Source organism: Streptomyces sp. NPDC028419 (assembly GCF_055565515.1).
In genome coordinates this window covers 1-10,501 of record NZ_JBVHUE010000059.1, presented here as the reverse complement: position 1 = coordinate 10,501, position 10,501 = coordinate 1, and the positions used below count along the sequence as shown (strand labels likewise).

8 protein-coding genes and 1 pseudogene are annotated in these 10,501 nt (G+C 73.5%); 3 read left to right on the top strand and 6 right to left on the bottom strand.

Annotated elements, in window-relative coordinates; translation table 11 throughout:
- Positions 1-120: 120 nt before the first annotated feature.
- From ACZ4UB_RS37970 to ACZ4UB_RS37950, 5 genes are all read right to left on the bottom strand, one after another.
- Entirely contained in the window at positions 121-1,524 is a 1,404-nt protein-coding gene (locus ACZ4UB_RS37970) for a hypothetical protein (protein ID WP_468077612.1), read from the bottom strand.
- 6 nt (positions 1,525-1,530) lie between these two features.
- Positions 1,531-2,301 (bottom strand): hypothetical protein, encoded by a 771-nt coding sequence (locus tag ACZ4UB_RS37965; RefSeq protein ID WP_468077610.1) that lies wholly within the window; start codon positions 2,299-2,301, stop codon positions 1,531-1,533.
- A 32-nt stretch (positions 2,302-2,333) separates the two neighbouring features.
- The gene (locus ACZ4UB_RS37960; protein WP_468077608.1) at positions 2,334-2,612 is read right to left on the bottom strand and encodes an ABC transporter permease; all 279 of its coding nucleotides are present in this window, start codon (positions 2,610-2,612) and stop codon (positions 2,334-2,336) included.
- Positions 2,613-2,943: 331 nt separating this feature from the next.
- Complete coding sequence (locus ACZ4UB_RS37955; protein ID WP_468077606.1) at positions 2,944-3,510, bottom strand: hypothetical protein; 567 nt, start codon at positions 3,508-3,510, stop codon at positions 2,944-2,946.
- Positions 3,507-3,827, bottom strand: coding sequence for a hypothetical protein (locus ACZ4UB_RS37950; RefSeq protein ID WP_468077604.1), 321 nt, complete (start codon positions 3,825-3,827; stop codon positions 3,507-3,509). The genes ACZ4UB_RS37955 and ACZ4UB_RS37950 overlap by 4 nt, the downstream gene beginning before the upstream one ends.
- Positions 3,828-4,043: 216 nt before the next feature.
- On the opposite strand from ACZ4UB_RS37950, the gene ACZ4UB_RS37945 reads away from it, so the two are divergent.
- The 3 genes from ACZ4UB_RS37945 to ACZ4UB_RS37935 are packed head-to-tail and all read left to right on the top strand — an operon-like array spanning position 4,044 to position 8,979.
- Positions 4,044-7,688, top strand: a complete 3,645-nt coding sequence (locus tag ACZ4UB_RS37945) for a CHAT domain-containing protein (RefSeq protein WP_468077602.1) — start codon at positions 4,044-4,046, stop codon at positions 7,686-7,688.
- Positions 7,685-8,323, top strand: a complete 639-nt coding sequence (locus tag ACZ4UB_RS37940; protein WP_468077600.1) for a hypothetical protein — start codon at positions 7,685-7,687, stop codon at positions 8,321-8,323. Before ACZ4UB_RS37945 ends, ACZ4UB_RS37940 begins: the two co-directional genes overlap by 4 nt.
- The gene (locus ACZ4UB_RS37935) at positions 8,320-8,979 is read left to right on the top strand and encodes an RES family NAD+ phosphorylase (protein ID WP_468077598.1); all 660 of its coding nucleotides are present in this window, start codon (positions 8,320-8,322) and stop codon (positions 8,977-8,979) included. Before ACZ4UB_RS37940 ends, ACZ4UB_RS37935 begins: the two co-directional genes overlap by 4 nt.
- 29 nt (positions 8,980-9,008) lie before the next feature.
- Here ACZ4UB_RS37935 and ACZ4UB_RS37930 read toward each other — a convergent pair.
- A pseudogene (locus ACZ4UB_RS37930) lies at positions 9,009-9,897 on the bottom strand (IS5 family transposase); the annotation flags it as partial.
- Positions 9,898-10,501 lie beyond the last annotated feature (604 nt).

The window sequence follows — 10,501 nt, the reverse complement described above, 5'->3', positions numbered from 1 at the left end:
GACGCCCCCCCCCCCCCCCCCCCCCCCCCCCCCCCCCCCCCCCCCCCCCCCCCCTCCCGCCCCCCCCCCCCCCCCCCCCCCCCCCCCACCAGGTTTCGCCGGGTTCCGCCGAGTTGGGGCCTACGCGGTCCGGTGGTAGAAGAACGGGTCGATGGACGGGGGCACCCGTGTCACGTTGTCGAGGTCGAGCAACTGGTGGCTCACGAAGTCGGCGTGACGCTGGTACGTCACGCCCTCCGGGAAGTTGGCGTGGTCGGGCGTGTTGTTGCCCGAAAACACCCCGTAGAAGTCGCGGCCGACCGTGAGCAGCCGGATGTAGTCGCCCAGGTACGGCAGGAAGCGCGCCGTGGGCACGTTGGCCGGGGCCTGATGCAGCACGTGGCGCTCCGGCGGGGTCTGCCAGTCGTCGGCCGTCAGCTCCAGCACCGTCGCCCACTGCCCCTGACCGAACCGCTGGTAGGCCAGTCCGAGCAGGCCGTCCGTGTTCACGGCCAGCGCCGGGTTCTTGGCGTTGACGACGCTGCGGACGTCGTCCGACCAGGTCTGCCCGAAGTCCGTCGAACCGCGGACGTGCAGGATGCAGCCGACCCCCGCCGACGCTCCGACCCGGTCGCACCAGGCCACGAAGACGCGGGCCGCGTCCGTGGGGTCCACCGCGATCGCGAGATCGCCGCCGAGGCGCTCCTGGCCCATGAACGCGTTGAACTTCTCGACCCGCCCGATCGCCACGCGCTGGCCGATGGCCGAATCGTCGGCGTCCTTGAGGTCCTGGAAGGCGTTCGCCCCGACGCCTCCGTCGTCGTCACGGGTGACCACGACGTCGAAGGTGACGTTCACGATGTCGCCCCCGCCGTTGGTGGCGTCCTCCCAGCTCTCGAACGCCGCGTAGACCGTCCCCTCGGGGTGCAGTGCGATCCGTACCGGCGGCCCGTCCTGGCGGCCGAGGGGGGTGCGCTGTTCGATGCGGTTGCGCGCGAATCCGGCGGGCGCCGGTGCCGTGCGGGCGTCGTCGGAGACGTCCACGGCGGCGGTCCTGGGGCTCCGCCCGAAGTCGTTGTTGGCGACGTAGACGCGGTCGCGGGTGACTCCGTCGACCTCGAAGCTCCCGGCCACCACCGACGGCTGGTCCGGCATGTCCCGGGAGACGAGGACCTCCATGGGCGCCGTCGAGGAGATGCCGGGCGAGCGCAGGATCTGCATGCGCAGGATGTCCTGCAGGGAGGCCTTGGCGTTGAGGATGCCCGCGTAGAGGGCGCCTCCCTCGGCCGCGAAGCTGACCGAGATGTCCCCGGTGCCCTGATTCGGCGTGCCACCGGGGACGACGCTCCTCAGGATCCAGGTGTCGCCGCCGTCGGTCGACACGTAGATCGGGGCGAGGGGGCCTCCCATCGGGTCGGGGGTGAACGCGGTCGCGACCACCTCATTGGGGTGTTCGGGGTTGACCGCGAGGTCGGGCTCGGCGTCCTGGGTGCGGTCGCCGCTCAGCGAGACGGGAGTGATGTTGACGACTTTGAGCGTGGGCATGTCCGCTCACCTCCGTGCCTGCAGCGTGTCGAGCTTCTGCACCGGCTGGTAGTCATCGGGGTGAAGGATCTGGAACGGGGCCCACTCGGCCAGCGCGCCTTCGGTGGCGTGCAGCATCCACATCCCCTCCTGCGAGGCGCGCGGCTTGGGCGCCTGGAACCAGCGGGAGTCCCGGCTGTTCGGGTAGAGCACCGTGAGCGCCCCCTCGGCGACCTCCCCCTGCTCCACGTGCCCCACGTCGAGGTGCGCGAGCCACCAGTCGGGGGCGTGTTCCGAGACGTCCTCGACGCCGGCCCGTTCGCCGCCCGCCGCCCCGCGACCGGCCCGCTCCAGGCCCACGACGACGCCGATCACGATCGCGTCCGCCTCGTCCGCGTGCGTGACCATGTCCTCGTCCTCGATGTCGCGCTCCAGCGCGGAGAACGGCATCGCGTCGGCGCTCCGGGCCGCATGGGAGAGGTGCGGCTGGACCGCGTCCGCGGGCAGCCGTCCGACCTCGTGGACGGCGAGCCCCAGGCCGTAGACCGTTCCGTCGGTGAAGAAGGCGACCGCGTCACCGACGGCCGGCGGGTCGAGTTCCGCCGACAGCTGTACGGTGACCTCGCTGCCGGCGAGCTTCTTGAAGGCGTCGGGTGCGTGCAGCACCGCGTCCACCTGGACCACTGCCGTCCGTTCGTCGACCGGTACGTCCGCCACGCGCGCGTCACCGAGCCGCGTGACCGTACCGACGAAGCTGAGCGGCGCCTTCCGGATGAGTTCCCTCACGTCCTCGGGCATGGCGATCCTCCTGTCCCCTCAGCCCGGCTCCGCTACCGCGAGGCGTGCGCGCCGGCCGGGTGGGTTCTGCGCCACTCCATCCGCGCGCCGAGGGCGCACAGGACGGTGACCAGGGCCGTAACGGCCACGATGAGCCACTCCAGGGCGCCGCCTCCGGCGTCGGGTTCGACTCCGAAGAGGAGCTCGATCCAGTCGCGCCGGACGAGCGTCACCAGGAAGAGCAGCCCGGACAGGCTCCCCAGGGCGGTCTCCGCCCAGAAGCGCGTGCGGACCGGGCCCACGGGGTGGTGCTGGAGTCTGTGGAGGGCCATCGCGCGGCCTCCCCTCTGTGACTGCACCGGCGCACCGCCCGCGCGGAGCGCCGGCTCGAGGTATGGGTGCGGGTCACGCGGCCGTGACCTCGCCGCCGCCGGCGCCCCGTCGAAGGGTGTACCGGCTACACCTACGTCGCACACGTACTACGTCCAGTCTCCGCGCGCCCCCGACCCCGGTCAAGACCGTCCGACATGCGCGGGGCCGTGCCTCTCGGTTCTTCGAATCCGCCCCGTTCAGCAGTGGCGACCGCGGACAAGCCCACAGTCGACCCGCTCATGTGGCTCGACCCCCGCCCGGCGACGGAGGTCGCGCTCACCGGTGGATCGATCAGCGACCACCCGTCGACACCCACGACTCCGACATCGACTTCAGGGCGCTGCTGGGTGGCGAGCAGGTGACGGCGGACCGCGGGCCGTCCTTCTCCGGGCCGTACCAGGTCAGTGCCACGGCCGCCGTCAGCAGGGCGGCACAGGCCAGGGTCGCCAGCACACCGCGGGTCAGGGCCCGTGCGGCGCGCAGCGCCTCCTCGTGCCCGGCGGTGATCGGGTCGGCGGGCAGCGTCCCCGGGGCCGGTACGGGCAGTGTCGTGGCGGCCGGACGGCCGTGGGCGGCGCGCAGCAGCAGGACCGCGCCGGCCATCCCGCACAGCAGGGCGCACAGCAACAGCGCACCGACCGCCGCACCGTACGGCCCGGCGAGCGCCCCCACGTCCGTGCGCCCCTTCAGCAGGCCGAAGCCGATCAGTCCGGCCAGCAACGCGCCCAGTCCGCCCCGCCAGGCCAGCGCCGATGCGCGGACCCGAGCGAGTTCTCCGTGCAGCAGCAGGCGCCCTCGGCGGGCTGCCAGCCGGTCGGCCGCGGTCCCGGCCGGTCCGGGGAGGGCCCGCCAGGTCATGGCGCCGTCCGCTCCAGCAGGATGTTCCAGTAGGCACCGCAGCCCTCCTCATCGGCGGGCCGCCCCGCGTGGGCCGTCTCGCACACGCACAGGACGGGCACCCGCAGGGCGTGCGCGTCCTGCCCACCGGCGTAGCGGCCGCCGGCGGGCCGGTGTCGGTAGACGCGGCGGATGTACGAGAAGTCGAACGGGCAGGCACAGCGCGGACAGGCGCCGCTCAGCACCGCGCCGTCCACCGTGCCCGTCACCCGCAGCCCGGTGGTGTAGGAGGCCGCGTACGACGCGGCGGTGACTTCGAGGTAGGGGAGCACGGTCACGGGCGGCCGCCTTCCGGGGCGAGGGACCGGGCGGAGGCCGGACCGGTCCGCCTGGCCCCCGTATCCCGATGCTGCCACGCGGACCGGCGGAGCGTCCGGCCGTCCCGGGCGCACCCCGGTCGTTTGCCGGGCGGATTCCGCGGGCGTGCACAACCACCCTCCGGAGCAACGGACATCGGGTGATGATGGTCCGGATCCGCTTGCCTGGGAGGGGTGTTGGGGGCACAGGACGAAGCCACGGGGCCGCTCGCCGACGAACTCGCCGACCGTGCCCGGGAGCTGGTGCGCCGCTCCGAGGGCGCCCGGGTCCTGCCGGTCGCGGAGGAGCCCGCGCCGGGTCCGTCGGCCGCTGAACGGGACGCGCTCATCGAGGAGATCCGGCTGCTGCTGCCGGATCTGGCCGACCGGCCGCCGGACGATGCGGTGCTCCCGTTGGTCCTCGCCCGACTGGGCGCGCTGATCGGAGCCCGCTGGACCGAGGGGCGCGGGGAGGCCGACCGCAAGGAGGCCATCGCCCTGCTGCGGCGGGCCCGCGCCGGCGCCCCGCTCGATGCGGAGCGGCACACGGACGCGGCACGGGACCTGCTGATCCTGCTGGCCGGCCGGTTCGGCGCGCGCGCACCGCTGAGCATGGAAGCGGTGCAGAACATCCTGGACGCATCGGTGCCGGAGCACCTCGACGGCCCCGGGCTCATGGAGTCCTCTCCCGAGATCGAACGACTCGCCCACGAACTGGCCGCGAGCAAGGGTGGGGGGCTGCCTGCGGACATGGCCGCCCTCCTGGCCTTCCAGACGGACCTCCACGCGGCGCTCACCACCCAGGACGGCCCGGGGCTCCAGCGCCTGATGGGCCGGATCGACACCCTGAACCCGGATCTGCTGGGCCCGATGGCGCCGCTGGTCACCATGCTGCGCCAGATGGTGCCCGCGTCCCCGCAGGACCTGCCCGCGTCCGGTCTGCGGCCCCCCACGGCGGACGAGCAGCTGGAACTGCGCCCCCTGATGGGGCTGATGGCCGAGATCGTCCAGCCGGGCTCGCTCTCGACGGAGCAGATCTCCGACCTGATCGGGGAGGCCGCCGGTCCCGCGCCGAAGACGGGCCTGGAGATTTCCGACACCGTGCTCGCGGTGACCCGTACGCTCCTGGGCGGGCGCACCGGCGACGCCGGCCAGTACCAGGAGGCCTTGCGCCTGCTGCGCAAGGCCGCCGACGAGCACCCGCAGGACGAGGACTTCGCCTGGTTCGTTCGGGGCGTGCTGCCCGGACTGCTCACCGGATCCGCACTCACCGGCGGCAGCAGGCTGGACTTCGCCGTGGCCGGGCAACTGCTCGAACAATCGCTCACGCCCGGCGTCGGCCCCCTCGTCGCACAGCGGCCCCCGGGCCGGCCGGGGGCCGACGACATGCTGAACTCGAACCGGCACCTGCTGCTGATGTCGCGGTTGTCGGCGGCCTCCGACGCGGACGACGTACCGGCCCTGGAGGCGCTGATCGAGGAGGTGCTCGACCTCCTGGACGAACTCGACGCCCCGGACGAACCAGGTTCCCCGGACGGGACCGGGGCCGCCGACGGGACCGGGTCGGCCGACGTGCACGGCAGGCCCCCGGGGGCGGCGGACCGGCAGCGGTTCATGCCGCTCTTCCTGTTGGGCTACGCCCACATGGCCCTCGCGAAGATCACGTCCGACACGGGGGCCCTGCGCCATGCGGCCCACCACCTGGACCAGGCGTACGCGGCCGCGGAGGCCCAGCCCTTCATGCGCCGGCTCATGGACGCCCTGTGGGCGCCCCTGCTGGCCCTCACCTCCTTCCTCGACCCGCAACCCGAGCGGGTCGCCGCGGCGGTGGAGCGCGCCCGGGCCGCCCTCCTGGACACCCCCGTCTTCGCCGACCAGCACATCCGCACCCGGATGGGCATCGCGATGACGCTCACCCTCCAGTACCGGGCCGCGCCCGAGCCGGCCCTGCTGGACGAGGTGCTCGCCGAGCTGGAGCGGGCCCGCGACGAGCTGTCCTCCCCCACCGCTCAGGTGGCCTCCGCCCTGTACTGGGACCTGGCCGAGGGGTACGCCACCCGGGCGGGCCGCGGCGCCGGCCCCGATCTGGTGCGGGCCGTCTCGGACGCGCGCGACTCGCTGAGCGCGACGGCCGCCGACGTACTGCTGCAACAGGGCGTCCAGCACGGGCTGGAGGTCGCCCGCGGCGGCGCCGCACGCGGGCTGGTCGCCGCCTCCTGGGCCGTCCGGAGCGGCCGCCCGGAGCAGGCGGTGCTCTGTCTGGAAGCCGGCCGCGCCCTCGTGCTCGCGGCGGCGGCCGTCTCGGCCACCGTGCCGGAACGCCTCGCCGCGCTCGGGGAGGAGGAGCTGGCCCGGCAGTGGCGTGACGCCGGGACCGGCGCGGGCGCCGCGGCGCCGGACGGCGGATCGGCCGGACTGCTGACGGCACTGCTCGACGCGCCGTCCCACGGGCCCGAACTGCCCAGCGCGCTGCGCCGCCGGGCCCTGGAGCTGCTGCGCGGCCGGGGCGGCGGGCAGGACGGGGTACCCGAAACCACCGCGCTGCGGGACGCGGTCGCCCGGTCGGGCTCCGACGCGCTGGTGTACCTGCTGCCCGGCCAGGGGGACGAGGAGGGCTGGGCCCTGGTGCTGGAGCCGGACCGGACGCCGCGGGCGCTGCCGCTGCCGGCCCTGTCCGGGCCGGGCCGCGCCCCGGTCGCCGCCTACCTGGAGGCCACCGCGGCCCGGTTCTCGGCGCGGCGCGGCGCGGAGCGCTGGGAGGCGGCTCTGGACGCGGTGTGCGACTGGGCCGGAGCGGGGGTGATGGGGCCGCTGCTGGACGAACTCGGCCTGTGGGAGCGGGGGCTGCGGGAGGCGGGCCTGCTCACCGGTGCGGGGCCCGCGCCGTCCGCCGCACCGGTGCGCCTCGCCCTCGTCGCCTGCGGGAACCTGGGCGTGGTGCCCTGGCAGGCGGCCCGGATCACCGTCCCGGACCGGTGGCGCGGGGCCGGTGCGCCGGCCACCGTACGGGCCTGCGAACCGGTCGTGCTGACGTACGCCGCCTCGGGGCGGGAGTTCCTGCGCGCGGTGGGGACCCGCAGGCTCCCGCTCACCCGGGGGCAGGCCCTGGTCTGCGTACCCGGGGGTCTCGACATGGCCGAGGACGAGGTGCTGGCCGTGCACGACGCGTACTACCCGGAGGCGCTGCTGTTCGGGGAGTTCGACACCCGGGCCTTCGAACCGCCGCTGCCCCAGGGCACTCCGGCCGAGGTGCTGGGGCTGCTGGGCGGGCGCGGGCCCGGGGGGCGCCCGGTGGCCGTCGTCCACCTCGTCTGCCACGGTACGGCCGGCGCGGACCCGGGCTCCTCGGTGCTCGAACTGGGCCGGCCCGCCAGCGCCGGCCCGGAGGCCGGCCGGCTGTCCGTGACGCGACTGCTCGACACCCCGGCCGGTCCGAACGAGGCCGAACGGCCGCTGGTCGTCCTCAGCGCCTGCGAGACCGACCTGAGCACCCGCGACCACGACGAGGCGCTGACCGTCACCACCGCCTTCGTGCACGGCCTGGCGGCGGACGCCGTGGGCTCGCGCTGGCAGGTCAGCGACGACGCCTCGGCCGTGCTGATGACCGTGTTCCACCACCACGTGGCGGCCGGGCTGGCCCCGCCCGACGCCCTGCGGGCGGCCCAGCGCTGGATGCTGGCCCCGCCCCCGGTCCGGCCACCCGTACCGGGCCTGACAGCACATCTGCGGCGGACCGCGGCCCGGCCGGAACTGTCCGGCCCCGCCTTCTGGGGCGCCTTCATCCACCAGGGAAACCCGGCCCCCCGGCCGGAGGAGCACGCGGAAGGAGAACCCGCCGCATGACACCCGACGCGTTCGTCGCCCTGCTCGGCGAGCACTGGCCCCGGATCCTCGCGGCGCTCGAACCGGCCGACCGGGAGGAACTGGCCGCCCTCCTCCAGGGCCTGGCCGACGCCGTGGACCCGCAGGCCGTACAGGCCGCGCTGCGCCGCATGCGCCGGCTGCTGCGCGTCCTGCCCGACGAGGACGCCGTGACCACGGCCTTGCGGGACGGCGTCCGCTTCGTCGACGCTCCGGCCGCCCCGGAGGTGGACCGCGTACCGGTGCTGGCGCTGCTGGCGACGCTGCGCGGTGCGCCGGATCCCCACCCGGTACGCACCCGGCTGCTGGCGGCCCCCGCCCTGGCCGCCGGCGAGATCACGGCCGCCCCCGGCGATCCCGGGCTGATCCGGCTGCACCACCCGGACCTCGGCGACCGCTACCCGCGGTTCCAGTTCGCGTCGGGCACCACCCGGCCGCTGCCCGTGGTGGGCCTGATCAACCGCCTGCTCATGGCCGACCGGGACCCCTGGGGCGCGGCCGACTGGTGGCTGGGCGAGAACCGCTGGCTGCGCGGTGTGCCGGCCGAACTCCTGGGCTCCGTACCCGACGAGGAACTGACCCGGGCCGCACGCGAACTGGTGGAGGGCGACGCATGACCCGCCAGATCCCGCCCACCGGACTGCCGATGGAACCGCTCACGCGCACCCTGCCGGCGGGCACCCGCCTGTGGCGGCTGCACCTGGACCGCTACGAGGCCGCCGCCTTCAATCCGAAGCTCGCCCACGAGTTCTTCCGCGGAAGCCGGTTCGACGCCACGGAGAAGGACCCGTACCCCTACCTCTACGCCGCCCTGGATCCGGTGACCGCGCTGTCCGAAGTGCTGCTGCGCTCGATCGAGTTCGACGATGCCACGGGCGTCCGCCTCGTGCCCTGGGCGCAGGCGTCCCGTTACCGCCTGTCGGTGCTGCGCACGACCGCGGAGCTGTCCCTGGTCGACCTCACCACCGCCGAGGGCCTGGCCGCGGTCTGGCAGGACACCTGGCTGGTGGACTGCGAGGAGGAGGACTACGCCAAGACCCGCTACTGGGCCCGGCTGATCCGGCAGCACTGCGCGCGGGCGGACGGCCTGCTCTGGCAGTCCAAGCGCTGCCGCCCCCGCGCCGCCCTCCAGCTGTTCGGCGACCGCTGCGCGGGCGGTCCGCTCCTCGCCGAACCCGACACGGCCCTGCGCCTGGACTCGGCGGACGGCGTGCGCGAGGTGAACGCCCTGCTGGAGCCGCTGCGCGCCCGCATCTCGGTACCGGAGGAGTAGGCGGTGTCTGATGGCTCTTTGATGAGGTCGCGGAGCCAGATGACGATGGCCGCTGTGGCCAGGGTGCCGTTGAAGATGTAGTCGCGTTTGTCGTATCGAGTCGCGACGGCCCGGTGCTGCTTCAGCTTCCCGATGCAGCGTTCGACGGTGTTGCGCTGACGGTACTGCTCTCGGTCGAAGGCCGTCGGGCGGCCGCCGGTCCGGCCGCGCCGACGGCGCTTGGCGCGCTGGTCGTCCGGCTGAGCGATCGTTGCCTTGATCCCCCGTTTACGCAGGTAGACGCGGTTGGCTCGGCTGGAGTAGGCCTTGTCGCCACGAGTCCGGTCCGGGCGAGTGCGGGGCCGTCCGGGTCCGGTGCGGGCCACATGCAGGGCCTCCATGAGCGGGATGAACATCGGGCTGTCCCCGCGCTGGCCGGGCGAGGTCAGCCAGACCAGGGGCCGGCAGCGGTCGTCCGCCAGAGATGGACCTTGCTGGTCAGTCCGCCCCGGGAGCGTCCCAGGGCCTCGCGGCCCTCTGGATCCACACGCGTGCCACCCCCTTTTCGGGGTGGTCGTCCGGCGGATTGTGCCGGGCCCCGGCCGCGTGCTGGTGGGCCCGGCAGCTGGTGGAGTCGACGTTCACCGCCCACGAGCCGTCCGCGTCCCGGGCGGTGGCATCGGCGCCGGCCTGCAACGCCCGCAGGATCTTCGACCAGGTTCCGTCAGCCGACCAGCGGCGGTGGCGTTCATAGACGGTCTGCCAGGATCCGTAGCGTTCGGGCAGGTCACGCCATGGAATGCCGGTCCGTGTCCGGTAGAGGACACCGTTGACGACGGTCCGGTGATCCGCCCAACGACCACCCGGCCCGCCCCTCTCAGGCAGCAACGGAGCTATGTGTTCCCACTGAGCATTCGTCAGTTCATGCCGACGCACCATGACCGACTCATGCCCACAACGGCAACAGATCCACCACCCGGGGCAAGAGCCGTCAGACACTGCCTAGCGGCGACAGCCCCCGAGTAGCCAACTCACCCGCGCGGGTGGCTGGGTTCACCGCAGAAACGGCCCTGCGTCCTCCGCGCCGGACCGTGACGGCGGCCGTGTACGGGCACCGCCCGCTCTCTGGTCTGCTGACGTACACCAGCAGCCCCCGGAGACCCGTGATTGATGGCTTCGCACGCCAACTGTCGTAATACGGCTGGGCGGAGAACATCGCGTTGATTGTTTGGCCCGGCGGGCTGACGAGCGGCCAATTGTTCCGTTGGGTGTCGTGCCGGAAGAATCAGGAAGCGGAATTTCTCATTCCACCTCAAATCTTCATCAACATTGTTGAGCGCCCGCTTATCCCTGGATAGTGTCAAAGAGTTCGCAGGGATTAATTCGCCGCACATCCGGGACCAGCCGAGTGGGCGGGCGATAGTTCATAATAATACTGTGCTCAGTATATGGGGGATTTCGAATGTTTAAGATTTCTAAGGGGCGGGCTGCGCTGGCGGTCGCCTCGGTTCCGGTCCTGCTCATGGCGGTTTCCACCTCGGCG